Annotated in this window: 25 protein-coding genes, 2 tRNA genes and 2 pseudogenes; 13 read left to right on the top strand and 16 right to left on the bottom strand. The window is 59.4% G+C overall.

Annotation, left to right across the window (positions count from 1 at the left end; all coding sequences use genetic code 11):
- Positions 1 to 226 precede the first annotated feature (226 nt).
- From A1WC_RS09040 to A1WC_RS09030, 3 genes and pseudogenes are all read left to right on the top strand, one after another.
- A pseudogene (locus tag A1WC_RS09040) lies at positions 227 to 1,052 on the top strand (TetR family transcriptional regulator C-terminal domain-containing protein).
- Positions 985 to 1,905 (top strand): MDR family oxidoreductase, encoded by a 921-nt coding sequence (locus A1WC_RS09035; RefSeq protein WP_255986803.1) that lies wholly within the window; start codon positions 985 to 987, stop codon positions 1,903 to 1,905. Before A1WC_RS09040 ends, A1WC_RS09035 begins: the two are co-directional and overlap by 68 nt.
- Positions 1,906 to 2,022: 117 nt before the next feature.
- A complete protein-coding gene (locus A1WC_RS09030; RefSeq protein WP_012967638.1) occupies positions 2,023 to 2,955 on the top strand; it encodes a nucleoside recognition domain-containing protein in 933 nt (310 codons plus the stop codon).
- Here A1WC_RS09030 and A1WC_RS09025 read toward each other — a convergent pair.
- A complete protein-coding gene (locus A1WC_RS09025) occupies positions 2,866 to 4,488 on the bottom strand; it encodes an alpha/beta hydrolase (RefSeq protein ID WP_016161427.1) in 1,623 nt (540 codons plus the stop codon). The genes A1WC_RS09030 and A1WC_RS09025 overlap by 90 nt on opposite strands.
- Before the next feature lie 270 nt (positions 4,489 to 4,758).
- Between A1WC_RS09025 and pmrD the strand changes: the two genes are divergently transcribed.
- On the top strand, positions 4,759 to 5,004 hold the full coding sequence (pmrD, locus tag A1WC_RS09020; protein WP_008804171.1) for a signal transduction protein PmrD: 246 nt from the start codon (positions 4,759 to 4,761) through the stop codon (positions 5,002 to 5,004).
- 130 nt (positions 5,005 to 5,134) lie between these two features.
- The gene (locus A1WC_RS09015) at positions 5,135 to 6,589 is read left to right on the top strand and encodes an AMP nucleosidase (protein WP_016161428.1); all 1,455 of its coding nucleotides are present in this window, start codon (positions 5,135 to 5,137) and stop codon (positions 6,587 to 6,589) included.
- Between the two features lie 168 nt (positions 6,590 to 6,757).
- On the opposite strand, the gene A1WC_RS09010 is transcribed toward A1WC_RS09015, so the two are convergent.
- The 3 genes from A1WC_RS09010 to A1WC_RS28550 form a co-directional block, all read right to left on the bottom strand.
- Positions 6,758 to 6,833, bottom strand: a tRNA-Asn gene (locus A1WC_RS09010).
- A 128-nt stretch (positions 6,834 to 6,961) separates the two neighbouring features.
- Entirely contained in the window at positions 6,962 to 8,398 is a 1,437-nt protein-coding gene (locus tag A1WC_RS09005; protein WP_016161429.1) for an EmmdR/YeeO family multidrug/toxin efflux MATE transporter, read from the bottom strand.
- A gap of 8 nt (positions 8,399 to 8,406) precedes the next feature.
- Positions 8,407 to 8,586, bottom strand: a complete 180-nt coding sequence (locus tag A1WC_RS28550; protein ID WP_219163281.1) for a DUF5951 family protein — start codon at positions 8,584 to 8,586, stop codon at positions 8,407 to 8,409.
- Positions 8,587 to 8,591: 5 nt separating this feature from the next.
- Here A1WC_RS28550 and A1WC_RS09000 point away from each other — a divergent pair.
- Positions 8,592 to 8,667 (top strand) — tRNA-Asn (locus A1WC_RS09000).
- Positions 8,668 to 8,720: 53 nt separating this feature from the next.
- Here the strand turns inward: A1WC_RS09000 and A1WC_RS08995 are convergent.
- On the bottom strand, positions 8,721 to 9,053 hold the full coding sequence (locus A1WC_RS08995; RefSeq protein WP_016161430.1) for a type II toxin-antitoxin system PemK/MazF family toxin: 333 nt from the start codon (positions 9,051 to 9,053) through the stop codon (positions 8,721 to 8,723).
- Positions 9,054 to 9,311 carry a hypothetical protein gene (locus A1WC_RS08990; protein WP_016161431.1) on the bottom strand — a complete coding sequence of 86 codons (258 nt, stop codon included), beginning with the start codon at positions 9,309 to 9,311 and terminating at the stop codon, positions 9,054 to 9,056.
- 529 nt (positions 9,312 to 9,840) lie between these two features.
- Here A1WC_RS08990 and A1WC_RS08985 point away from each other — a divergent pair.
- Entirely contained in the window at positions 9,841 to 10,941 is a 1,101-nt protein-coding gene (locus A1WC_RS08985; protein ID WP_016161432.1) for an AarF/UbiB family protein, read from the top strand.
- Here A1WC_RS08985 and A1WC_RS08980 read toward each other — a convergent pair.
- The 3 genes from A1WC_RS08980 to A1WC_RS08970 all read right to left on the bottom strand — a co-directional run bounded on the left by A1WC_RS08980 (position 10,938) and on the right by A1WC_RS08970 (position 13,704).
- A complete protein-coding gene (locus A1WC_RS08980; protein ID WP_016161433.1) occupies positions 10,938 to 11,909 on the bottom strand; it encodes a sensor domain-containing diguanylate cyclase in 972 nt (323 codons plus the stop codon). The two genes, A1WC_RS08985 and A1WC_RS08980, sit on opposite strands and share 4 nt — an antisense overlap.
- A 206-nt stretch (positions 11,910 to 12,115) precedes the next feature.
- Positions 12,116 to 12,952 (bottom strand): alpha/beta fold hydrolase, encoded by an 837-nt coding sequence (locus tag A1WC_RS08975; protein ID WP_008804155.1) that lies wholly within the window; start codon positions 12,950 to 12,952, stop codon positions 12,116 to 12,118.
- A gap of 176 nt (positions 12,953 to 13,128) precedes the next feature.
- Positions 13,129 to 13,704 (bottom strand): hypothetical protein, encoded by a 576-nt coding sequence (locus A1WC_RS08970; protein ID WP_016161434.1) that lies wholly within the window; start codon positions 13,702 to 13,704, stop codon positions 13,129 to 13,131.
- A 131-nt stretch (positions 13,705 to 13,835) separates the two neighbouring features.
- Here A1WC_RS08970 and A1WC_RS08965 point away from each other — a divergent pair, with 131 nt between their 5' ends.
- Positions 13,836 to 14,750, top strand: a complete 915-nt coding sequence (locus tag A1WC_RS08965; RefSeq protein ID WP_016161435.1) for a LysR substrate-binding domain-containing protein — start codon at positions 13,836 to 13,838, stop codon at positions 14,748 to 14,750.
- 5 nt (positions 14,751 to 14,755) lie between these two features.
- Here the strand turns inward: A1WC_RS08965 and A1WC_RS08960 are convergent, their stop codons facing one another.
- Positions 14,756 to 15,091 carry a DUF1869 domain-containing protein gene (locus A1WC_RS08960; protein WP_016161436.1) on the bottom strand — a complete coding sequence of 112 codons (336 nt, stop codon included), beginning with the start codon at positions 15,089 to 15,091 and terminating at the stop codon, positions 14,756 to 14,758.
- Between the two features lie 6 nt (positions 15,092 to 15,097).
- Positions 15,098 to 15,430 carry a DUF1971 domain-containing protein gene (locus tag A1WC_RS08955; protein WP_008804152.1) on the bottom strand — a complete coding sequence of 111 codons (333 nt, stop codon included), beginning with the start codon at positions 15,428 to 15,430 and terminating at the stop codon, positions 15,098 to 15,100.
- 97 nt (positions 15,431 to 15,527) lie between these two features.
- Between A1WC_RS08955 and A1WC_RS28200 the strand changes: the two are divergent.
- Positions 15,528 to 15,655: pseudogene (locus A1WC_RS28200) on the top strand (hypothetical protein).
- On the opposite strand, the gene A1WC_RS08950 reads toward A1WC_RS28200, so the two are convergent.
- Both A1WC_RS08950 and A1WC_RS08945 read right to left on the bottom strand, forming a co-directional pair.
- Positions 15,652 to 17,562, bottom strand: coding sequence for a putative bifunctional diguanylate cyclase/phosphodiesterase (locus tag A1WC_RS08950; RefSeq protein ID WP_012541126.1), 1,911 nt, complete (start codon positions 17,560 to 17,562; stop codon positions 15,652 to 15,654). The pseudogene A1WC_RS28200 and the gene A1WC_RS08950 sit on opposite strands and share 4 nt — an antisense overlap.
- A 10-nt stretch (positions 17,563 to 17,572) precedes the next feature.
- The gene (locus A1WC_RS08945; RefSeq protein WP_012541125.1) at positions 17,573 to 18,070 is read right to left on the bottom strand and encodes a molybdopterin-dependent oxidoreductase; all 498 of its coding nucleotides are present in this window, start codon (positions 18,068 to 18,070) and stop codon (positions 17,573 to 17,575) included.
- A gap of 306 nt (positions 18,071 to 18,376) precedes the next feature.
- Here A1WC_RS08945 and shiA point away from each other — a divergent pair, with 306 nt between their 5' ends.
- Together shiA and A1WC_RS08935 are read left to right on the top strand one after the other, a co-directional pair.
- Positions 18,377 to 19,696 carry a shikimate transporter gene (gene shiA, locus A1WC_RS08940; protein ID WP_016161437.1) on the top strand — a complete coding sequence of 440 codons (1,320 nt, stop codon included), beginning with the start codon at positions 18,377 to 18,379 and terminating at the stop codon, positions 19,694 to 19,696.
- Between the two features lie 46 nt (positions 19,697 to 19,742).
- A complete protein-coding gene (locus A1WC_RS08935; RefSeq protein ID WP_016161438.1) occupies positions 19,743 to 20,483 on the top strand; it encodes a lipoyl protein ligase domain-containing protein in 741 nt (246 codons plus the stop codon).
- Here the strand turns inward: A1WC_RS08935 and A1WC_RS08930 are convergent.
- Positions 20,443 to 21,399 (bottom strand): LysR family transcriptional regulator, encoded by a 957-nt coding sequence (locus A1WC_RS08930; RefSeq protein ID WP_016161439.1) that lies wholly within the window; start codon positions 21,397 to 21,399, stop codon positions 20,443 to 20,445. The two genes, A1WC_RS08935 and A1WC_RS08930, sit on opposite strands and share 41 nt — an antisense overlap.
- Positions 21,400 to 21,514: 115 nt before the next feature.
- Here A1WC_RS08930 and A1WC_RS08925 point away from each other — a divergent pair, with 115 nt between their 5' ends.
- Entirely contained in the window at positions 21,515 to 21,904 is a 390-nt protein-coding gene (locus A1WC_RS08925) for a tautomerase family protein (RefSeq protein ID WP_008804146.1), read from the top strand.
- A 21-nt stretch (positions 21,905 to 21,925) separates the two neighbouring features.
- Here the strand turns inward: A1WC_RS08925 and A1WC_RS08920 are convergent, their stop codons facing one another.
- On the bottom strand, positions 21,926 to 22,657 hold the full coding sequence (locus A1WC_RS08920) for an HPP family protein (protein WP_016161440.1): 732 nt from the start codon (positions 22,655 to 22,657) through the stop codon (positions 21,926 to 21,928).
- 200 nt (positions 22,658 to 22,857) lie between these two features.
- Here A1WC_RS08920 and A1WC_RS08915 point away from each other — a divergent pair, with 200 nt between their 5' ends.
- A complete protein-coding gene (locus A1WC_RS08915) occupies positions 22,858 to 23,967 on the top strand; it encodes an adenosylhomocysteinase (RefSeq protein WP_016161441.1) in 1,110 nt (369 codons plus the stop codon).
- 45 nt (positions 23,968 to 24,012) lie between these two features.
- Here the strand turns inward: A1WC_RS08915 and cobT are convergent, their stop codons facing one another.
- Entirely contained in the window at positions 24,013 to 25,080 is a 1,068-nt protein-coding gene (cobT, locus tag A1WC_RS08910) for a nicotinate-nucleotide--dimethylbenzimidazole phosphoribosyltransferase (protein ID WP_016161442.1), read from the bottom strand.
- Positions 25,081 to 25,090 lie beyond the last annotated feature (10 nt).

Below are 25,090 nucleotides of genomic sequence, written 5' to 3' on the forward strand. Positions count from 1 at the left end.
TTATCGTATTTCGAATACGGATATTACCAGGCAACATAATAGAATTCGCAGAGTAATATTTCACTGCCGAAAACAACGGTTATCGCCGTACAGTGCCAGAACATGCTTGTGCCAGGCCGCCTTCCTGACCCTGGTTTTCGACATCCCTCTCCTCCGCCACGCTGCGCTTGCCCCATCCCGGGTTTGGGCGTACCCTGACCGACAATTAAACCACACGGTCTAAATGATGAATCCCGATACCTCCGCCGTCCTGAAGCCCCGCCGCGGCCGTCCACCCAAGGTCGATCGCCAGTTTGACGATACGCGCCAGGCGCTGATTCGCTCAGGCCTTGAAGTGCTGACCGAAACGGGCTATCTCGCGGCAGGTATCGAGGCCGTTATCAGGAATATCGATGTGCCCAAGGGATCGTTTTATCACTGCTTTAAAAGCAAAGAGGCTTTTGGCCTGGCCGTGCTTAGCGCCTATGGCGACTTTTTTGCGCATAAATTAGATAAATTCCTGCTGGACGACGCCGTGCCGCCGCTGGAACGGATGGCGGCTTTTGTGCGTCATGCCGGCCAGGGGATGGAGAAATACCAGTTTCGCCGCGGCTGCCTGGTGGGCAACCTCCTGCAGGAAGCCCCGCTGTTACCCGACACCTTTCCCGGGCGATTAAAAGCGATTCTGGCGGCATGGGAGTCGCGCGTGGCCCGCTGCCTGCACGAGGCGCAGGCTGTCGGAGCGATCGCCCGCGACGCCTCACCGGACGCGCTGGCCCAGGTCTTCTGGATCGGCTGGGAAGGCGCGGTGATGCGCGCCAGGCTGTGCCAGTCTGCCGCACCGCTTCACCAGTACTGGGAATTTTTTGCGCACAGTATGACACCAAAAACACCTGCACAGGACGGCGTTAGCGCCGATAACCCCCTTCCGACGAGGAATACTCTGTCATGAAAGCATTAGTTCTGGACCAGATCGACAACCGCACCGTCGCCGCCGTCAAAGCGATCGACCTGCCCGCCCTTGCCGAAGGCGACGTTCGGGTCGCTATCGACTGGTCGAGTCTCAACTATAAAGATGCCCTGGCGATCACCGGCAAAGGCAAAATCATCCGTCAGTTCCCGATGGTGCCTGGCATCGATTTTGCGGGACGGGTGAGTGAAAGCCGCGATCCGCGCTTTGTTCCCGGTCAGGACGTGATCCTGACCGGTTGGGGCGTAGGCGAAAACCACTGGGGTGGCCTGGCCACCGAAGCCTGCGTCAAAGGCGACTGGCTGGTTGCCCAGCCGGCGGCGCTCAGCGCGCGCCAGGCGATGATCATCGGCACCGCCGGCTTTACCGCAATGCTGTGCGTTGATGCCCTCGTCAATGCGGGCGTCACTCCGGAAAGCGGGGATATCCTGGTTACCGGCGCCAGCGGCGGGGTCGGCAGCACCGCCGTGGTGTTGCTGAAAGCGCTGGGCTACCGGGTGACGGCGGTATCGGGCCGGGAATCGACGCACGATTACCTGCGTCAGCTGGGCGCCGATGCGATCCTGCCGCGCAGCGACTTCGCGGAGACCCGTCCGCTGGAGAAACAGCTGTGGGCGGGCGCGGTGGATACCGTTGGCGGCACGATGCTGGCCAAAGTGCTGGCGCAGACGCAATACCGCGGCTGCGTCGCCGCCTGCGGTCTGGCCGGGGGCTTCGATCTGCCGACCACCGTGATGCCGTTTATTCTGCGCAACGTGCGCCTGCAGGGGGTGGACTCGGTGATGGTGCCGACCGCTGAACGCGACGCCGTCTGGCAGCGTCTGGCCCTGCTTCTGCCGGAGAGCTACTACCAGCAGGCGGCCACCGAAATCACGCTGGAGCAGGCGCCAGCGTATGCCGCAGATTTCCTCAGCAACACGATTCACGGCCGGACGCTGGTCAATATCGGCCAGTAATCCTCTTCTCCCGGCGCCCGTGGGGCGCCGGACTTCGAGAGGATCAAGGCATATCATTTCCTTCCCCACGGGATTATGATGACGCGAACCGATGCCTTTGCGAGTGGTAAAAAGTAAATGGATGTCATAAGCATCATTATGGCGGCGGGTAAATCATCCGTTGACGTTGCACTGTATACGCTGTTGCCGATTATGGTGATCATGCTGATCATCATGAAATATCTGGAGGTCCGCGGCATCCTCGATGTGATTGTTCGCTGGGTTGCCCCGCTGCTGAAGCCCTTCGGCTTAACCGGGATGAGCGCCTTCGCCCTGATCCAGATTAACTTTGTCAGCTTTGCCGCCCCGCTTGCGACGTTGTCGATTATGGACAAACGCGGCGTCTCGGACCGGCAAATGGCCGCCACGCTGGCCATGGTGTTCGCCATGGGGCAAGGCAACGTCTTTTATCCCCTCACCCCTTTTGGTCTGCACTGGCTGGCCTCGATCGTTATCTCGGTGATCGGCGGGCTGTGCGCGGCCGCCGTCGCCTGGCACGTCACCGGACGGCGCTTATCGGTCGCCGAAAATCCTCGCGCGGAAGCGTTACCTAACGCCGAGCAAAACAGCCAGGGCATACTGGCGGTGATCAACAGCGCCGGCTCCGACGCCATCCGCCTGGCGCTCGGCGCAGTCCCGATGCTGATCCTGTCGTTAACCATCGTCGGACTGCTGCAGGGCGCCGGGGCCATTGACCTGCTACAGCAGGCGCTGAAGCCGGTACTTGGCTGGCTGCATATCCCGCAGAACTTTGTGCTGCCGGCGCTGGTGAAGTGCGTCGCCGGGGGCACCGCCTACTTTGGCGTCATTTCTGAGCTGATCCAGCAGGGCAAAGTCACCGTCAGCCAGGTCAACGCCTCGGCCGGCCTGCTGATCCAGACCTTTGACCTCCCCGGTATCGGTATTTTTCTCGGCATCAGCTCACGGTTTGTGCGCCTGTTTCGCTTTGTCGTTCCCGCGGCGATCGTCGGCATCCTGCTGCGTACCGTTCTGCACCTGATCCTGTTTTAACGCCTCTGCTCTGGCCTGCGCTTTCAGGCAGGCCGCCACCGCCGCCTGTTCGCCGCAGGTGATGTGCTCATCGACGCGCGCCAGCATCCACGGAAAGAAAGGATTGGAGGTGACGCGCATTAACGTCTCCAGCCCCACGCTCAGCGTTCCGGTTTCCCCACGCAGTGAAATGGTGCCCAGGCTGATGCCGTAGCGGTTCCTCTCGTCCGGCTCGCGACCATACAGCGAGTCGCTCAGGGGAAACGGCACCGCCACATGCGACAGAGAGTACATATCCGCCGGCCAGGCGAGATGCAACGGATAACGATGCTCATCCCGCTCCTGCGCCAGCGTGGTACGGGCGATGGTCTGCAGCGTGTGCGCCGTCGCGTTGGTCACCACCGTGGTGGTATAGGCCCGCGGCGCCGGGGGCAGCAGCGTATTGACTGCCGCATAGAGCGCGGGACGGAACAGGACCCGGAGATCCGCCGCCTGGTTAATGTCGAACACCACCAGCTCGCTGCCGTTGTCCGGCAGGTAGCGATACAGGGACTCCACCACCGCCCGGGTGCTGACCGTGGAATCCATCACTGACTGAAAGGTCAGGACCGGCGGCAGCGCTTTCAGCTCGCCCTGACGGGACGCGCGGATAATCTGCTGCTGCAGCGCCTGGCTCAATAACCAGGACTGTCTTGCCGCCTTGACCGGAAAGGAGTTGTACTTGAAGGGATTAAACTCAGGCGCCACGTTCAGCCAGGCCGCGCGGGCGAACGCCGGGAAGATGGACGGCAGCCCGGCTAGGCCAGCGAAACGGGCAAACGCGGTCACACCGATCATCGGCGACAGCAGGATAATCTGCTGCGGCTGGCGCAAGTGATTGTCTTCCAGGCTATCAAGAGCATACTTGAGCGCCAGCGCGCCGCCGTTAGAGTAGCCGACCAGATGCAGCGGCACGTCCGCCCCGGCCAGGCGCGTCGCTTCGCGCACTGCCAGACGCGTCGCCGCCAGCCAGGTCTCCCAGTCCACCGCCGTTAACGCCCCCGGCGCGGTGCCGTGTCCCGGCAAACGCGGCACCACCGCCACATAACCCCGCTGCTGCCAGAGTTGCGCCAGATAGCGCACGCTGTAGGGCGAATCGGTCAGGCCATGGAGCAGCACCACGCTGCCGCGCGGCTTGCCCTGCGGCAACAGCACAAAAGAACGATTCCAGTCCTGCTTAAACTGCCCCGGCCAGACCCGGCTGTGACGATAAAAGCGGTTGACCGGGGTTTTATCTTCCTCCGGCAAAGCCTCTGTCACCTCGCGCTGGAGATCGGCGAAAATCGTCTTCTCCCGCGCCAGATACTGGGCAAAGGTCGCCTGGTCGATCTCTTCGGCCGACATCTCGTTGGCGCTCCAGGTATGCCAGCGATGCAGGGCCGGGCCACGCTGGGACTCATAGATCCGCCCGGCGAGAAAGACCACCAGCAGCACCAGTACCGCAATGATCCCTTTTTTTAGCAGTGAGCCAATCACGGCGCCCGACGTTCGCCAGTGGCGTAAAACATGCTTCATGACGCTCCCTCTTATATTTTTCGCGTAGCCGAACTCATCTGCCCTATTCCTGACAGGCTATTTTCACTGTCTGCTTCTCAGCATAGTCATCGGTTCCGGCAAATTAAACCCGGCAGATCATTCATGTTCGGTGAAAAAAAGCCTACCGATGAGATCAACGTTCGGTCGCGTATTTTTAAACACTGTATAAACCAAGGGGATAATCTTATTGTCAGACCTTGAGGAAACATGAATTATCGGCAGGGACGCGATCAGGACAGGAAGATATAGATGGAGTGGTGGGTAAAAAAAGTACGAAAAAATTCAATGACCAGCTCCTGCTGCGTCGTGCTGCAGAGCGGTGCGCTGGAGATGATTGCGGAAATTGAAGCTTGTCGCCTCCACCTGCAGGAAGGCGATAAACTCACTCCGCTGGCCAATGCTCGTTATTGTCTGAATAATAACCCGGCGCAGACGTTGAAGATCCTCAAAGCCACTCATTATAGCAGTGAGCGCTGGGCCAAACTCGGCGGATAAAAAGCACGTCCGGCCCTTAGCCAGTTATAGTCTCAGTATCTTCGCATCCAATATATAAATTCCCCTTCGTCCTTTTCACGCTGTGACATACTATCGGGAATGTCAGCAGACCTGAAACAAGGAGCGAATAATGAATCACAAGGCCGCCAGTCTGACCCCGGAACAAGCGCTTGCCGAGCTGGAAGCGCGCTATGAAGCCTCGGTCACGGCGTTACGCAAGGCCATCGGCGACTATATCGACCATAATACGCTCCCTGATACCGAAGCCCGTGCGGAAGGCCTTTTTGTCTACCCGCAGCTGTCGGTCTCCTGGGACGGCGCCGACCATAAGGCCCTCAAAACGCGCGCCTGGGGGCGTTTTACCCATGCCGGTTGCTATACCACCACCATCACCAATCCAAAACTGTTCCGCAGCTATCTGCTGGAACAACTGACCTTGCTGTACCAGGACTATGGCGCGCATATCAGCGTCGAGCTTTCGCAGCATGAGATCCCCTATCCTTATGTGATAGATGGATCCACCCTGACCCTCGACCGCTCGATGAGCGCTGGTCTGACGCGCTATTTTCCCACCACCGAGCTGTCACAGATTGGCGATGAGACAGCAGATGGCCTGTTCCACCCTACCGAGTTCTATCCGCTGTCGCACTTTGACGCCCGCCGCGTCGATTTTTCGCTGGCGCGTCTGCGACACTACACCGGCACGCCGGCGGAACATTTCCAGCCCTACGTGCTGTTCACCAACTATACCCGCTATGTGGATGAGTTCGTCAGCTGGGGCTGCAGCCAGATCCTCGATCCCGACAGCCCCTATATCGCCCTCTCCTGCGCCGGCGGGATCTGGATCACCGCGGAAACGGAAGCGCCGGAACAGGCCATTTCCGATCTGGCGTGGAAGAAGCACCAGATGCCGGCCTGGCATTTGATCACCCACGACTGCAAAGGGATCACGCTGATTAACATTGGCGTCGGCCCGGCTAACGCCAAAACCATTTGTGACCATCTGGCGGTACTGCGCCCCGATGTCTGGCTGATGATTGGCCACTGCGGCGGCCTGCGTGAAAGCCAGGCTATCGGCGACTATGTGCTGGCCCACGCCTATCTGCGCGACGACCATGTGCTGGATGCGGTACTGCCGCCAGATATTCCGATCCCCAGCATTGCCGAAGTGCAGCGTGCGCTGTACGACGCCACCAAGCAGGTGAGCGGGATGCCCGGCGAGGAGGTGAAGCAGCGGCTGCGTACCGGAACGGTGGTCACCACCGACGACCGTAACTGGGAGCTGCGCTATTCTGCTTCGGCGCTGCGCTTTAATCTCAGCCGCGCGGTGGCTATCGATATGGAGAGCGCGACCATCGCCGCCCAGGGCTATCGCTTCCGCGTGCCTTACGGCACGCTACTCTGCGTCTCGGACAAGCCGCTGCACGGTGAAATCAAGCTACCGGGCCAGGCCAACCGCTTCTACGAGGGGGCTATCTCCGAGCATCTGCAGATAGGCATCCGGGCGATCGACCTGCTGCGCGCCGAGGGGGATCACATGCACTCGCGTAAGCTACGCACCTTCAACGAACCGCCGTTCCGTTAACCGGTGACGCAGGGATAGAAAGGAAACACGCTGGCGTTCCCCGCAGGGGATCGTCAGTGCCGGGATGAGCGAAACGAACGGCCCGGCGAGAACTTTGGATGTGCGTCCACAGGGAAGCGTGGCGCGCAGAAAAGCAAAAAGCCTGCTCGAAAGCAGGCTTCTTAAATTTGGCTCCTCTGACTGGACTCGAACCAGTGACATACGGATTAACAGTCCGCCGTTCTACCGACTGAACTACAGAGGAATCGTGTGAACGGGGCGCATATTATCGATGACGCCCGGCGCTGTCAAAGCCTGTTTTCAATAAAATGAATCGTTTGCCGAATTATTCCTCACTTTGCGCAAAAAATGGCGTTCCTGCCCGCAAACGGCTCAGGTTTCCTCCGACGTGGCCTTCACGCGCGGGTACTTCCACAGCCAGCGACCGCTTACCATGCGGAAGTAAAACAGCACACCGCGCACCGCCCAGTCGAGCACCATCCCCAACCATACGCCAATTACGCCCATCCCCAGCACGATACCCAACGTATAGCCCGCCACCACCCGGCAGCCCCACATGCCCAGCATCGACACCCACATGGTATAGCGAACGTCGCGGGCCCCCTTAAACGCGCAGGGTAAGGTCCACGACAGCGACCAGATTGGCATAAACAGGGCGTTGAGCCACAGCAACTGCTTCACCACCTCTTTCACATCGTCTTCATGGGTATAGAACGAGGCGATAAAGCCGGCGAAGGGGGCGCTGCCCCAGGCGATCAGCGTCAGAATGATCGTCGACAGCCAAAATACGTGCCAGGCCTGGAATTCAGCCTGACCAATCTGCCCTTTCCCCAGTCGCTTGCCGGTAATGATCGTCGAGGCGGAGCCGAGGGCGTTACCCGGCAGGTTAATCAGCGAGGCCACTGAAAAAGCGATAAAGTTGCCGGCGATAACGTTGGTGCCCATCCCGGCGACAAACATTTGGGTCAGCAACTTGCCGCCATTGAACAGGACCGATTCGATACTGGCCGGGATGCCGATCCCCATCACCTCCCAGATAATGGCGAAGTTAAAGGGTTTGAAGTAGCCCTTCAGCGACAGCCGCAGCGCCGGATTGAGACCCACCATCAGCACCCAGATAGTGGCTATCGCGCCAATATAGCGAGCAATGGTCAGCCCAAGACCGGCGCCGACAAACCCCAGCCCCGGCCAGGAGAAGATGCCGTAGATGAGCACGCTGCTGATTAAAATGTTGAGGATGTTCATCCCGCCGTTGATCAGCAGCGGGATTTTGGTGGTTCCGGCGCCGCGCAGTGCACCGCTACCGATCAGCGCAATCGCCGCCGCTGGATAGCTCAGCGCCGTCAGCTCCAGGTAGGTCAGGGCCAGGGCCTTAACCTGCGCAGTGGCGTCACCGGCGACAAAATCAATAATCTCCTGCCCAAAGGCATGGATCACTCCCGCCAGCAAAATGGAAAACAGCGTCATAATGGCCAGCGACTGACGCGCGGCCGCTCTCGCCCGCCGCCGATCGCGCTTGCCAAGGCTAAAAGCCACCACCACCGTGGTGCCAAGATCGATGGCGGCAAAGAACGACATGATCACCATGTTAAAGCTATCGGCCAGCCCCACCCCGGCCATGGCCTCTTTTCCCAGCCAGCTGACAAGGAAGGTGCTCAATACCCCCATCAACAGCACACAGGCATTTTCCAGCAGAATGGGGACAGCGAGAGGGCTGATTTCGCGCCAGTACAGCACACGATAACGCTGACGTTTTTTAAACCAGGATGTCCGTTCGACGGCCTGGCGTACGGCGGAGGTGACGTTCAAGAGAGACCTTAGTGAGAGATGTTGAAACAACATTTCAAATGATGATTGAGAAATGGATATCCTGCAAAGTATTTTTCCTGAATAATTGTCGGAAATGACAACAAATTGTTGATGGAAGCGGCAGTTGCGCCTGAACAGGCGAATTGATGTTTGACAAAAGATTTTTCGCCGCTAAGATACGACTCCACACGATTCCTCTGTAGTTCAGTCGGTAGAACGGCGGACTGTTAATCCGTATGTCACTGGTTCGAGTCCAGTCAGAGGAGCCAAATTTAAAAAGCCTGCTTTCGAGCAGGCTTTTTGCTTTTTTGCGTCGCTGACGTTAACTGAGAATCGCATCCAGCCTGGCAAGCACCTCGTTGATAACGGCGTCAGGTATGCGTTCCAGACGCTTGCCGTTCCGGGCCGCCATATCGATAGTTCTGGGCTGGTCGCAGCGAATAACGCCTGTTGTTTTGGTCCCCGCCTCTTCCAGTGAAACCGTGAAGCCTGCTGTACGTGCAACGTTTCCGCCGCTGGTCACGGGAACCACGACCGGTAGCCGGGTCAGCTTGTTAAACGATGCCTTCGATACAATGAGGACCGGACGTTTTCCACTTTGCTCGTGGCCAGCAATCGGATCCAGTGAAACAAGCCAGATTTCCCCTCGGTCCATTTACAGAATCTCCTTGCCCACCGCAGGCGCATCAATCCATTCCCGATCCTCTTCGCTCATTTCGGCGTGCGGATCGCACTGCGCCAACAGTTCCTCAAGCGAATAATGGGGCCGTTTCTGCGGTTCAATAATCAGGCAGCCATTATCTATAGTCATACCCACTTCGCTGTCTGTCGACAGCTCCAGCGTTTTCAGCACGGCGGGAGGAACCGCCAGCATGATGGATCCGCCAACCTTTTTCAGGCGAGTTTTGTACATAGAGGACCTCCGAATATTATATTTTAATATAACATTCAGGGTGAATTATGCACAATTACTCATCAGACTCATGGTGATTTCCTTAGCGTAATTAACCGTCATCCATCGAAGGACAGATCCGGCTGTTTTCAGCGGTGTGATGACCTGTAAAACGGCGACCATCCTGAAACATCGGGCACTTCTTGCAGTTCAGGAAGCATTGTGTGCAGGCTAGAACTAATTTCGTTGTAAGAAGGCGATAATAGAAAACTGATTCTGGGGTTCAAAGGATCATGGCGAATCAGATAAACAAAATGCGGCGCTGCTTCCGTATCCGTGTTGCGCTGGAGGAACATCAGCGATAGTGAGAAGGCCAGATTTGCTCAGGTGCGATGCCGTTCCCTGCCGCCTCCCTACGCCCCGAGTATCCTCCGTGAACGCCCCCCAGCTCAGCCTGAAAAAGCCCCCGCCAGCAGGATGAATTCACTGCCGCTTGCGGGTGAGATAGCGTGGATTATCCACGCTGTATAACGTTATACCCGGAGGCACCATGAACCTCAGACAACAGCAACAGCAGGCGTTCGATCGCAGCGGAGAACCCCTTATCGTCGGCGACGTCAGCCACTGCCCGCTGCCACCCGAAACCCTCGCCGCACTGGGCCCCGATTCCCCTTATGTGGTGCAGGTATACGGCTCAGGCCTGACCGGCGAGGTTTACCGGCTGCGCATCGCCGGCAAGGAGTACAATTTAAAAAAACGACGCGCCGTCGCCGGCGTCGCCAACCTCAACGGCCAGCTGTCGTTTTTAAATGAAGTGCAGTGCCGGCAGGCGTTGCAGCGGCTGAAGGATAACCCGGTCACCGCCCCGCGCTTCACCCACATCGTTCCGACGCTGTATGCCGATTATCGCCTCGGCATCCTGCTCTCACCGTGGATCGATGGCGAGCTGATCCACCAGCTGACCCCGACGTTGATCGCCCAGCTATTTACGACCCTGGAAGCCTGCGAAGAACAGGGGCTGATGGAGTGGGATCTCTGTCGTGGAAATCTGCTGGTGGACCGCCAGGCGCAGCTGTGGCTGTTCGATTTTGGCTACATGTATCCCTTCGATCCGCTCAGGGAATTCAACAGCAACGGTCTGGCCGATCCGCTGTTTCACTTTGTCGAGCGCTTTGAGACCCGCTTCTTTTTTAGCTGGCTGATGACCCAGGTTCCCGGCGCGGAGCAGCAGCTGGCGCACTATCGCGATCTGAAGCGGCTGGCGCTCGAAAGCTACCGGCGCAAGCTCGCCTGGCTCCGCGCCCGACAGGCCGCCCCGCAGGTGCAGGCCCATTTTCAGCAGATAACGGCGCGCTGGGCGTCGGCGCTGGCGGACCCAGCCGCGCTGAGCCGGTTATTTGCCGTGGAGGCTTTCCGCTCCCACGTGCTGGATATCGAAGACGATCTGCATGGCCAGTCGTGTACCTTACTCACTCTGCAACGTATCGACTGGGTGATAGGCCAGCTGGAACAGCATTATCGCTTTATCGCCGACGAAGACGGTCTGTTTTACGATAACGAAGGCAAATCACAGCAGGCGCTGCTCAGCAGCTATGCGCAGAAGCGGCAGCAGGCGCAGCGGTACCTGCAGAACGCCTCCACGCCAGGTTAGCGACGCTCGCGACCCTGCTTCTGCTTCGCCTGGTACATCAGCCGGTCAGCGGTGGCCACCAGCGCGTTGAGACTGGGATGGCTGGCGGGATCGTACTCGACGCAGCCCCAGGAGAACGCCAGCTGCCAGGGGTGAGCCGCCTGCTGGTTGAAACGGGCCACGTTGTGACTGAGCGTCTCCATCGCTGTCGCGGCATCGTGGCGGCTGGTATTGGCGAACAGAATGATAAATTCGTCCCCACCCTGCCTGGCGAGGATATCGGACTCACGGAAGGCCGCTTTCATCAAATCGGCGATGGCGATCAGCGCGCGGTCGCCCTCTTCATGCCCCCAGGTATCATTGATGTGCTTGAAGCGGTCGAGGTCGACAAAGGCGAGGCTTACCGGCTCCTGGCGGCGCTGGGCCGTCAGCAGGGCATACTCCGCCAGGGTAAGGAATCCCCGGCGATTAAACAGTCCCGTCAGCTCATCAGAGGTTGCTGCATCCAGCACCTTGAACTCATCCTCCACGATCGCCGCCAGATCGCTTAAGATCTGCATTTCATGGGCGGAAAATGAACGCGGCTGATGGTCCATCAGACAAAAAGACCCGACGGTCGCGCCATCCGGCAGTTGCACCGGATACCCGGCGTAAAAGCGGATAAACGGCGCCGCAATGACCAGCGGGTTATCGTGAAAGCGCTCGTCCTGCTGCATGTCGTTGACGATAAGCGGGTCGGTTTGCAGGATGGTATGGGCGCAAAATGAAATATCTCTCGGCACCGTGTCCACATCGAGGCCGGCACAGGACTTGATATGCAGGAGATCTTCCCCCACCAGACTGATGGACGCCACCGGCAGGTTATACAGCGAACGGGCAAGCCTGGTCAGGCGATCGAAGCGTTCTTCTTTTCCGCTATTCAACAGCCCGGAAGAACGTAGCGATTGCAGGCGACGCTGCTCGTCGGGATGAAGTCCGGCTAATTTCATTGTCTCTCTCTTGTCTCTTGCGCAGAATTCTGCCGGGTTTCTACAGAGAAACCCGGCGTTTTATCCTGCCAGGGGGAAAATAGTCGTCAGGTATCCCATGAGTTAAGCAGATTTCCCCTGCTCGTCAACCAGCGCGCCCCGGCGACTGGCGACCAGGGCGCTGGCGGAATGCCATTAACGGCACTCTGCCCGGCAAAGGGGGAAGATCAGGCGCGGATAAACGCCAGCAGATCGGCGTTGATGGTATCGGCGTGGGAGGTGTGCATCCCGTGCGGGAAGCCAGGATAAATGATTAGCTGGCTGTTCGGCAGCAGTTTGTCCTGCAGAATGGCCGCATTTTTATAGGGAACCACCTGGTCGTCATCCCCCTGCATCACCAGCACCGGCAAGGTGATCGACTTAAGGTCTTCCGTCTGGTCAGTCTCTGAAAACGCCTTGATACCTTCATAATGGGCCTTGGCGCTGCCGATCATTCCCTGTCGCCACCAGTTCTGGATCGTCCCCTGCGACACTTCTGCCCCGTCACGATTGAAGCCATAGAACGGGCCAGAGGCGACGTCGAGATAGAACTGGGCGCGGTTCGCCGCCAGCGCTTTGCGGAAACCATCAAACACCTCGATCGGCGTACCGCCCGGATTCTGCTCGGTTTTCACCATCAGCGGCGGGACGGCGCTAATTAACACCGCTTTCGCCACCCGCCCCTGCGGCTGGCCGTAGCGGGCGACGTAGCGGGCAACCTGGCCGCCGCCAGTGGAGTGCCCGACGTGGACCGCATTGTGCAGATCCAGATGTTCCACCACCGCCGAAACGTCCGCCGCGTAATGGTCCATATCGTGCCCCTCGCTAACCTGATCGGAGCGGCCATGACCCCGACGGTCGATAGCGATGACCCGAAAACCTTCGGCAAGGAAAAACAACATCTGGTTATCCCAGTCGTCGGCGCTCAGGGGCCAGCCGTGATGAAAGACAATCGGCTGAGCTTCCTTTGGACCCCAGTCTTTGAAGTAAATGTTGACGCCGTCTTGGGTGGTGACAAATGCCATGTTACAGACTCCTCTTTCAGGATAACCAGCCTGCAGGCCCGTGCCTGGGCTGAACGCCGACGGCGGCCGGCAGGAGTGCCGACCGCACAGGAATGTGATGCCTGTAACAGTGTAGAAGAAATTTGTCACCACGCCGGGTGACTTACCCCGCTCGCTTCATTTACCGCCGGACTCCGTTACGCCGCGCTCTCCTGCTGCCTGATACGCACGATCAGCGCGCCGAGCAGCGACAGGTCCAGCAGCACGGCGAAGGCGAAGCACACGCCGCTGCGCCCGGCCCCGGCGGTGTGTTGGGCCAACAGCGTCGCCGCGATGACAACGACCACGCTCAGCAGCGTTGCGCCATCGATTCTGGGCCCACACTGCGCCGACCGTCCCGCCGCAATCCGCCAGGCGACAGCCGCCCCCGCCCCGCCGCACGCCACGCCCGGCAGCATGGCGGGCCAGTCCTGCCCGCCATACCAGGCCACCAGTGCCAGCAGCCAGCCGGCCGCCGACAGCAGAAAGGCCCAGCGCGTCGCCGCCAGGGGCGAGCGATAAAGCCAGGAATGCCCGCGTGTGGATCCCCACCCGGCGCCGCAGGCGGCGCTCAGTGCCGTCAGCAGACTCAGCGTGCCGGTCACGCCGATAACGGGAACCATGTTTAACAGCAAGACTCCGGCGGCAAAAGCCACGCTCAGGGCGATGGCGCGGCCACGCGGCTCGATAATCCCCGCCGCGTCCGCGGCGGTGTAGCGGCTTACAACGTGCATAATTGACTCCTGACAGGCGAAGCAGCATGAATTTAATTCATGCCACTGTCTTTACATGCCCGTAGCCTAGCGCCACTATATTGCCTTACACAAACGCATAGTTTTCAGCCATAGATGAGAAAAACTCAGCCATGAGAACACCCCGTCTACCGCCGCTGGGGGCGCTGCGCGCCTTTCATGCCGTCGCCCGCCACCGCAGTTTTAAACAGGCCGCCGGGGCGCTCGGCGTCAGCGCGACGGCGGTCAGCCATCAGATTAAACTGCTGGAGTCGGTGCTGGAGTGCCGGGTGTGCGAACGCAGCGCACAGGGCGTTAGTCTGACTGCGGATGGCGAGATCCTCTACGCCGCCACGCAGCGCGCTTTTAGCGCCCTGGAACAGGCCGTCGTCCAGATCGCTCATGCCCGTCAGCCACCATCCTTAACCGTCACCACCACCTCCAATTTTCTCACCCACTGGCTGGTGCCACGGCTGGCGGACTTTACCGCCCGCTTTCCGGCTATCGACCTGCGTCTGCACACCAGCGTCGAACGGGTGGATCTGCAACTGGGTACCGTGGACGCCGCGATTCGCTATCGTGAAATGCCGGAACCAGACCTGTGCTGTACGCTGCTGTATGAGGATCGTTTTATCGTGGTCGCCAGCCCGTCCCTGGGCCTCGCCCGGCCTGAAGATCTGCAGCGGGTGACGCTGTTTCACGTCGCCAACCGCCGCGTGCCGGCCGACTCGCCAAACTGGGAGAACTGGCGCCGCCGCTATGGGCCGTCGACGCTGAATATTGATGCGGGGTTAACCTTTAGCGATGAGACCCATGCCCTGCAGGCGGCGGTGGCCGGCCAGGGGGTGGTGATCGCCAGCGAACTGCTGGCGCGGGATCTGCTGCAGCGCGGGGTGTTGTCCGCGCCGTTTAGCTGTGCATTACCAGGCGCCTGCTACTACCTGGTCACCACCGAGGCTGCGGCGCAGCGCGCGGATATTATCGCTCTGCGGGAGTGGCTGGTCGGCCAGATGGTATTAGGTGACGGTCGCCATCCGGCGGAAGAGTAGCGGGCTTACCAGCCGCAAACGTTGGTCTCTTCATCGGACTCGTAGCCGCGAACGATATTGATCAGATCCTTCACCGTATCAGCGGCGGTGAGCGGGTCGCGCAGCGCCGCCAGCGAGGAAAAGGTTTTATCAACCGAGACGCCGTTATTATTATTGGTGACGGTTAACACCCACTCCTCTTCTTCATTGCCAGCTGGCAGGTCATCCAGCAGACTATTTACCGCCTCCACCGCGTGCTGCGGAATATAAAGCGCCATCGGTTTGAGATATATTTTTTCGCGTTTTTCCTGACGCTGGCCATTCTCAACTGCCAAGGCATAGCCTTTATTTTCGCTGTTCATCTCTTGTTATCCCTCGATGAGAATTTTCGGATCGACGTAAAAGTCGACATTAAAAACCGTGTCCTCGCTGAGCGCCTCAATACAGTGCCATTTCTCCGGCGGAAAAACGCCAAACTGCCCGGCTTCAATGGTCAGCGTTTCAACAGGCTCGGGGCTGGTTTCATCGGCATAGCCGAGATAGCGGATCGCCCCCTGCATCACCGAGAGACGAGGATAGACGCCCTGCCGGGTGCCGGCATCCAGATGGCGACGCCAGATAGAGGCCGGGGCGGTCTCCCTGGTCCACAGCGGCGTGCTGCGGGTGTGAACGTAATGGGTGGGAATAATGATTCGCTGCATGATGGTGCCTCACTTTACCGTCTCAAATGCGACGTTCAGAAATAGCCTATATGATGCATATCATATACCCCTTTTAAACGCTAAGGATATTATTTTGTTGCTGCTTTTACCGTCTACTCCTTTTTATACCTCTCAGGGATTAGCGACGCGGTAAAATAAAAAAGGCGATTTCAGGATCCTGAAATCGCCCGGAGAATAAAAGTAAACGCGTTAAAAATTTGTTAGCGCAGCGGACTCGGCTTGCCGATTAAATACCCCTGGACCAGGTCGCACCCCAGCGCCTGCAGCGAGGTCAACTGCTCTTCGGTTTCCACGCCTTCCGCCACAATACGCATATGCAGACTCTTCCCCATACTGATAATCAGGCGAACGATATCCAAATCGTCTTTTTGCTCCGGAATATTGATAACAAACGAGCGGTCAATTTTGATTTTATCGAACGGGAAGTAGCTTAAACGGGACAGGGAAGAATAGCCGGTACCAAAGTCATCAATGGAAATCTGAATGCCCTGCTCGCGCAGCTGGCTGAGAATTTCCAGCGAACGGGTATTCTCATTGAACACATCCGACTCGGTGATCTCCAGATCCAGACGTCGCGGATCGAGGCCGGTCTGCTGCAGCACGCCGATAATGGTATCGGTCAACGACGTGTTCATCAGTTGAATCGGCGAAACGTTGACCGAGACTTTTAGCGGCGTCGCCCAACTGGCCGCTTCGGCGCAGGCGGTTTTCAGCACCCACTCGCCGAGGGTATTGATCAGGCCGATTTTCTCCGCGACGGGAATAAACACCGTCGGCGGCACAGCGCCGCGCACGGGATGGAACCAGCGAACCAGCGCTTCATAGCCGTAGATTTCACGCGTGACGGTATCGGCGATCGGCTGGTAGTAGACTTTAAATTCGTCATGGGCCAGCGCCTGCAGCAGGTCATCTTCGAACGATTTATTCTCCTGCAGGCGCTGCAGCATGCCCGGCCGGAAAATTTGCACATGACCGCTGCCCTCTTTTTTCGCCTCGTACAGCGCAAGGTCAGCACACTTGTACAGATAATCGGTCCGGCTTTCGCCGTCAGAGATAACGATCCCGATGCAGGCGTCGATATTAATCTGCGCATCGTAGATCTGATAGGGCTGGCTGATCTTCTCCCGGATAACATTGGCGCGCTCAAGGGCCATCTCTTCAGTCAGATCGTAAGAGAGCATCGCGAACTCATCGCCGCCAAGGCGATACAGCGTCTCGGAGGTTTTACGGAAAAAAGAGAGACGACTGGCCAGATCCTGCAGCAGCTTATCGCCAGCATCATGGCCGAGGGTATCGTTCACATCCTTAAAGCTGTCGAGGTCGAACAGCATCACCACCGCGCACCCCTGATAGGGGCGCACCTGGTTGACAATCTCCTGCAACCGCTGCCAGAAAGAGAGACGATTCGGCATACCGGTCAGCGAATCATGGTAGGCATCGTACTGCAGTCGGCGGTTCTGTACCTGCAACTTCTCTTTCGAGGCCTGCAGATCGTTGGCCAGCGTCTTCATGCGCACATGGGCGCGACGCAGGTTATTATTCTGCCGGAGCATCAACAGGCCGAGGGTAATACACATGGCGATCAGCAGAATGGAGATCACCGAGTAGATATAATAAAGATGCTGGATTTTATCATGCGTGATATTAACGATATTAATATCTTGCGTCAGGGTGGCGGCGGCCATTGAGGTCAGGGGGCCATCCAGTTCACTCAACACCGGCAGGATCTGTTTGACCTGCTCCGGCGTCATGGTATCAACTTGTTTATCAAGCAGATGAAGATTACGAATCAGCGTCGCGACCACCGCCTTCCGCTGTTCGCTTTTATTAATAAATTTACCCAGATCGCCCTGCTGCAGGAGTTCGATCTGGCTCATCATGATCTCCAGGCGCAGGCGCACCTCATCGTGGTCCGCCCCTTCGGCCCCGATCGCCATTCCCGCCAGACGAGACTCCAGTCGCATATATTCCGACACCATCTGCGACATTGACCAGGAGTCTGTATAGCGGGTAAATTTTTGCAACTCACTTTGTCGCTCATGCACCAGATAGGTAATATATCCGGTAACAATAAATAACGACAAAATAATAGCCGTGAGTATTCGATTCAAGATCCAACCCTTACTCTATAATAATCTTAGAAACTTGCCAGGCCGATCGGGAATAATAGATCTGGTTTTGTAATTCAGTGCTGCTGTCGTAAGGGTAGACGATAAATAATGGACCTTTATCACGAACGCGCATATATTCGCCGTTCATTTTTAAGGCCATAATGACCGGGAATTTATAAAAATCATCAATCGGGATAATGGTGGTGTAGTCGTTAAGCGCCAACACGCGCGCGGATTTGCCCTTAGCGCCGACTAAATCCATGAGTTTATTAAGGGGAATGCCATCGAAACGAACCTTACCGGTGTACCAGGGGGTGGTGGTTTCCACCGTTTTCATCCCCAGTTTTTCCAGCGCCGCGAGGTCAAAAACGGCTTTGTCACCGACGTTCGTATTCCCGATTTTTCCGGAAATGGTCAGTACAGGTTTTCCTGTCGGCGCAGGCAGTTTTTCAGCGTAAGCGGAAGGCAACATGACAGAACAAAATAACACTGCAAGAAGTAGACGCATTTAACTCACCATTCCAGAGAAGGAGACATGTTAAGTGTAAACCATTTACGTCAATTCTTAAAAGGTGTCCCTCTTTGTTATCCGTTGATTTAATTAAAAGTATAAGCTGGCTGGCAAATTGCCAGATTGTTTAGTACAGGGTGTGATTTAGCCCGCCTTTCCCGCCGCTTCTTTTTTGCGCCATCTCCCCGCTTAGCAGGCAAACTACTTTCCTCCACGGCCGCTGCGCGGTAGTCTCAACGCTGACGCAACAGTAAAAGCGTCTCATTCCAATAACGACAAATTATGTGACAGACAGGACAGGGTATGGATTCAACAATAAGCGTGCAGCCCGCCGAGGCGCCAGATTCACTGCTTCGCGCCCGGCGGGCGGCATGGGGCAGTTTTGCCGGCGCGGTGGTCGACTGGTACGATTTTCTTCTCTATGGCATTACCGCCGCGCTGGTGTTTAACCGCGAGTTTTTCCCGCAGATCGGCCCGGCGATGGGGACGCTTGCCGCCTTTGCTACCTTCGGCGTCGGGTTTCTCTTTCGCCCGCTCGGCGGGATTATCTTTGGCCACTTCGGCGACCGTCTCGGGCGTAAACGGATGCTGATGATGACCGTCTGGATGATGGGTATCGCCACCGCCTGCATCGGCCTGCTCCCCTCGTTCAGCCAGATCGGCTGGTGGGCGCCGGCGCTGCTGGTGTTCCTGCGGGCCGTTCAGGGGTTTGCCGTCGGCGGGGAATGGGGCGGCGCGGCGCTGCTCTCGGTGGAGAACGCCCCGCAGGGCAAAAAAGCCTTTTACAGCAGCGGGGTGCAGGTAGGCTACGGCGTCGGCCTGCTGCTCTCCACCGGGCTGGTATCGCTGATCAGCAGCCTGACCACCGACGAGCAGTTCCTCAGCTGGGGCTGGCGCTTACCGTTCCTGTTCAGCGTGGTGCTGGTCCTTATTGCGCTGTGGATCCGTAACGGCATGGCGGAATCGCAGGAATTTGAAGCGCAGCAGAGCCAGGCCAGCCTTCAGCCGGAGAAAAAGCGACTACCGGTGGTGGAAGCCCTGCTTCGCCATCCGGGAGCGTTTTTACTGATTATCGCCCTGCGGCTGTGCGAACTGCTGACGATGTATATCGTCACCGCCTTCGCCCTCAACTATTCCACGCAAAACCTCGGCCTGCCGCGCGAGCTGTTTCTCAACATCGGCCTGCTGGTGGGCGGACTCAGTTGCCTGACTATCCCCTGCTTCGCCTGGCTGGCAGACCGCTTTGGTCGCCGACGGATCTATATCACCGGCGCGCTGATCGGCACGCTGAGCGGTTTTCCGTTCTTTATGGCGCTTGAGAGTCAGTCTGTTTTCTGGATCCTGTTCTTCGCCCTGATGCTGGCCAATATCGCCCATGATATGGTGGTCTGCGTCCAGCAGCCGATGTTTACCGAGCTGTTCGGCGCCAGCTATCGCTATAGCGGCGCCGGCGTCGGCTACCAGGTGGCGAGCGTGGTCGGCGGCGGTTTTACGCCGTTTATCGCCGCGGCGCTGGTCACCTTCTCCGGCGGTTCATGGCACAGCGTGGCCCTCTATCTGACCGCGGGATGCCTGCTGTCGGCGCTCACCGCCCTGCTGATGAAAAAACAGACCGTCCACTGACCCACCAGCGGAGGGCGTGACCCGCGCCCTCCGGTAAGGAGAATGCATGTCTCTGTTATCGCTGGCCGACTGCTGGCCTCGCCGTTTTACCCCCTCCTCGCTGGCGCTGCAGTTTTGCGAGGACCCCACCCAGGCGGAACAGCCGCTGTTTGCCAAAGCCTGCGCCGGGGAAGCCGTCGCCCAGCTCTGGCAGGCGCCGCAGGGATTTGTGGTGCCGGGGAGCTATCGTCAGTTTGCGGATCTGCCGGCGGTCAGCGCGCATTTTGCCGCGCGCGGCTGGCCGGTATGGCTCCGCCGCTCCGGGGGCGGTCTGGTGCCTCAGGGGCCGGGAATTATCAACCTTAGCCTCGCCTGGCCGCTGCAGCAGTCGCTCGGCGAGGCCGCCGAACCCATCTATCACTCGCTGTGCGCGGTGCTGCAGCGTACCCTCGCGCGCTTCGGCGTTGCCAGCCACGCCCGGGCGGTAAACGGTTCCTTTTGCGATGGCCGGTATAACCTCGCCTGCGGGGAGGGCGAGGCGGCGCGCAAGATTGTCGGTACCGCCCAGTACTGGCGGCCGCTGACGGCAGGCCGCGGCCACGTGGTGCTGGCTCATGCGGTGATCCTTATTGACGCCGATCTGAGCGCGGCGCATCAGGCGGCGAACGCCTTTGAAGCGCAGCTCGGCAGCGAGCGGGTCTATTGCGCCGACAAAACCGTCACCCTCGCGCAGCGGCTTCCCGGCGAGCGCCATCTGCTTCCCCGCTTTAGCGAGGCGCTGGCGCGGGAGCTGGACGCGGCTCGCTGAAGGTCGCTTTCAGGTAGCGGCTGAAGGTTTCCACCGCGCGCGACACGCGCGGGGTATAGGGCCGGATGACGTACAGCTTATCGGCAAACACCTCCACCGGCTGCCACGCCGGGAGCAGCTCCTGCACCAGCCCGCGACCGATGGCCTCCCGGGCGCTGAAATCCGGCAGCAGCGCCACCCCAAGCCCCGCCAGCACGGCATCGCGTAGCGACTCGCTGTTATTCGTGGCGAAGGGCCCCTGCACATTGATGGTCACCCGTTCATCGGGCGCCTGGCGGGAGGCGAACGTCCACTGCGGGCGCTGTGGCCCACGGGGATAGGTCAGGCACTGGTGTTGGCGCAGATCGTCGGGGGTCTCCGGGCGGCCATGGCGGCGAATATAGTCGGCGGACGCGACGATCAGCGTCGCGGTGTGACACAGCGGCCAGGCGACGTGGGTGTCCGGGAGCGCCTCGCGCCGACAGTGGCGGATGGCAAGATCGAACCCTTCGCTGGCCAGAGAGACCAGCCGGTCGGTCACCTCCAGCTGCAAATGCAGCTGGGGATGCTGATGCAAAAACGGCGCGATCGCCGGGACCAGCTGCTGGCGGGAAAAGGCCACCGGCGCGGTCAGGCGCAGCGTTCCCCGCAGCGGCCCGCCCTCATCGCAGGCGCCGGTGAAAATATCCCGCAACTGACCAAACGGCTCGTTGAGTTCCGCCACCAGCCGCAGTCCGTCTTCGCTGAGGCTCACGCTGCGGGTAGTGCGATGGACCAGGGTTTTGCCAGTCACCCGCTCCAGCTCGCTGATTTTCTGGCTGATAGCCGACTTGCTGATCCCCAGCTTTTCCGCGGCCCGGGTATAGCTTTTTTGCTCTTCCAGCACCGTCAGCCAGTACAGATGGGCCCAGTAACTCTCCGGACGACTCTCGCTCATGTGATTGTTCACCAGTAAAAACAATGTATTCAACTATAGCGGTTTTTGCCCGCGACGGCATCGGCTAGCATCCTGTTCAGCCCGTCATTATTCCCTAACGATAAGGAACACCTGCATGCCATTACTGACATTTGACCTGATTGAAGGCCGTACGGAACAGGAGATCAGAACCCTGCTGGATGCCGCCCATCGCGCCGTGCTGCGTGCCTTCGAGGTACCGGAACGCGACCGCTACCAGATTGTTCACGAAAACAAAGCCCACCATATGGTGATTGACGATACCGGCCTCGGACTGACCCGCACGCGGGATCTGGTGGTGGTGCGGGTCTATACCAGCCCGCGCAGCGAGGCGCAGAAGCAACGCTTCTTCGCCCTGTTGCAGGAGGAGCTGGCGGAGCACTGCGGCCTGAGCGGCGATGATGTGATGGTGTCGATTATCAGTAATCAGAAAGGTGACTGGAGCTTTGGCCGCGGGGTCGCGCAGTATCTTACCGGCGATCTGTAACCCGCAGCCCGAAGCGCACTCTTAGCGGCGGGCAGCCGTCGCGATGCGCTGGCGCGCCTGCTGCTCGATATTCTCCAGCAGTTCCTGGACATCGTCTTCATCAATGTCGAGGAACTGGCCTTCCAGCAGCGCGGCGTGAATATCCTCCCGGGTGACCGAGATGCCCAGTGGCACCGCCCGGGGCTTGACCTCCTCCGCCGCCAGCGGATGCGGATAGCGGCGGCCAACCAGGTTATTAAACGCGATGGCCAGCAGCGCCAGCATCAGCGAGTTGAGCAGCACCGGCGTCAGCACAAAGTGATAGCCTTCGCTGTGCACCCCGGCGCCGCCGAGGATCGCCGTCAGGGCCACCGCGCCGCCGGGGGGATGCAGGCAGCGCAGAAAATACATCCCGGCGATCGCCAGCGCGGCCGCCAGCCCACAGGCCAGCGCCGGGTCGGGAACCAGTATGCCCACCGTGACGCCGATCAGCGCCGACAGCACATTACCGCCGACAATCGACCACGGCTGCGCCAGCGGGCTGCTCGGCACGCCAAATAACAGCACCGCCGACGCGCCCATGGGGGCAATAAACCACAAATTGACTTCGCCGAGCAGCCAGTGGCTGAACATGCTGGTCACCGCCAGCCCGGTGCCGGCGCCAATGGATCCCAGCACGATATGCCGGCGGGCCACCGGCAGCGCGTGCGGCTTCAGGCGCCCAAGGAAAATCCGCAGCCGTGAAAACAGCCCCGCAGAAATGACACTCAACATCGCTTTATCGCTTAGGTCATAGGAATTACTTATATTTTATTTTCTTTTTTTAACCTTACATTAACAACCATGTATTTCACAGGGGGATAGCGTGGGCAATATCGTCCAGAGGGCACAGGGCTGTGAATTCTCGCGTGGGCTGATAGAATCCCTTTTCTGTCAGGGGGATACCCCTTTTGCGAACTGAAGGTCATAACCCAGTGAATAATAAAATCTCTTTAGTGAAAGAAGTGGCATGGGCCAGTCAGAATATGCCGCGTACCCTGCGTCAGGTCGCCGCCCTGCCCGACCTCAGCGGCGTGCGCCTGGCCTGCTGTATGCACCTCGACATGAAAATGATCCCGCTGGTGCAGGGGATCCTCGACAAGGGCGCTCAGGTCTTTTTAACCACCTGTAACCCCACCACCGTGCAGGACGACGTGGTGGCCTGGCTGGTGGAGCGCGGCGCCGATGCCTGCGCGTGGCGCAATATGAGCGACGCCGACTGGCAACAGTCATGGGAAAAAGCGATTGCCTGGCAGCCCACTCACCTGTGCGAGATGGGCGCCGATATCACCACCCTGCTCCACCAGCGCGGCGAGTTTGGTAACATCGTGGCGGGTCTGGAAGCCACTGGCTCGGGCGTCAATCGGCTGGGCGATATTCAGCCAGGCTATCCGATCTTTAACTGGGACGATCTGCCGGTCAAAGAGGGGCTGCACAACCGCCATATGGTCGGTCTCACCGCCTGGCACACCTTCTTCCAGACCACTCATCTCACCCTGCATGAGAAAAAAGTGCTGGTGATCGGCTACGGCCTGGTCGGCCAGGGCGTCGCGGCGGCGGCAAAAGCCTTTGGCGGTCAGGTGATGGTGGCGGAGATCGATCCTGCCCGTCGTCTGCAGGCGGCCTACGACGGCTGGCACGTGGTGGATCTGCAGGAGGCTATCGCCTCGGCGGACGTGGTGGCCACGGCGACAGGCGGGAAAAACGTGGTTAATCGCCAGGCGCTGGACCGCGCGAAAGCGGGAGTCTTTATCCTTAACGTCGGCCACGTGGCGGAAGAGATCGACGGCGAGTACCTGCGCCAGTACCCTCAGGAAGAGGTGATGCCGTATATCAACGCCTACCGCATGGCCGACAAAACCATCTATCTGCTGGCCAATGGTTCGATGCTCAACCTGACCGCGGGCTTCGGCGACAGCCTGAACGCTTTTGACGTCACCCTGGCGGTGATGGCCAGCGGCATCCGCCATATTGTCACCGACGGCATGCGCGCCCCGGCGCAGGTTTACCTCCTGCCCCAGGCGGTCTGGCAGCAGGCGCTGTAAACGCAGCGCATCGTCCCCCCATCGTGGAGACGATGCGCTCTACCATCAGGACGAGGGCGCGGTATCGGGCAGTACAATGTTGCTCTGCGCCAGCGTTCCCATCTGGTTGTACATCACGCTGGCGGCATCCAGCAGGTGCATGGCCAGCGCGGCGCCGCTGCCCTCTCCCAGGCGCATGTCCATATCGAAATACGGCCGCAGACCCAGCGCGTCCAGGGCGATCTGCGCCCCTTTCTCCGCCGACAAGTGCGAAGGGACAAGATAAGGATGCGCCGCCGGGGCCATGCGACACGCCGCCAGGGCAGAGGCATAGGAGAGGAAGCCATCCAGCACCACCGGCAGGCCACAGGAGGCCGCCCCGAGGATCACCCCGGTCATGCCCACCAGATCGTAACCGCCCACCTTCGCCAGGACATCCAGCCCCTCTTCCGGGTTCGGCTGGTTAAGGGCTATCGCCTGGCGCACCACCGCCACCTTATGGCCCCGCTGCGCCAGCGGCAGATTGGCCCCACAGCCCACCACGGCGTCAGGATCGCTGCCCGTCAGGACACTGATCACGGCTGCGGCCGGGGTGGTATTGGCCATTCCCAGTTCGCCGACGCCAAAAACTTTCACCCCGTCGGCGGCGAGCTGGCGGGTGAGATGCATGCTGGCCAGCAGCACCGTCTCCGCCTGCTGGCGACTCATCGCCGCCGTCCGGGCGATATTCCCGCTACCGCGGGCCACCTTGAGGTTAATCAGGCCCGGCAGCGGGTCGGCATCGATGCCGACATCCACCACCTGCACCCTGGCCCCGGCCTGCGCCGCCAGCACGCAGACGCCGGTGTTGCCCCGCACCATATTGCCGGCATGAATGGCCGTCACCACCTGCGGCGAAGGCGTCACGCCTTCATGCCAGACGCCATGGTCGGCGCACATGACCACTATCGCCTTCTCCGCCAGCGCCAGCTGCCCCTGCAGCCCCGGCAGACCAGCCAGTTGCACGGCCAGCGTCTCCAGACGGCCAAGGCTACCGGGCGGCTTTAACAGGCCATCAATATGCTGCTGAGCGCGCGCCATGCCCGCCACATCGGGCTGCGGAATGGCAGCCAGTAACGCAGAAAGTGTTTCCATTCTGTTCCTC

Origin of the sequence: Klebsiella sp. KTE92, from assembly GCF_000398905.1 — a bacterium.
Classification (GTDB): Bacteria; Pseudomonadota; Gammaproteobacteria; order Enterobacterales; family Enterobacteriaceae; genus Klebsiella; species Klebsiella variicola.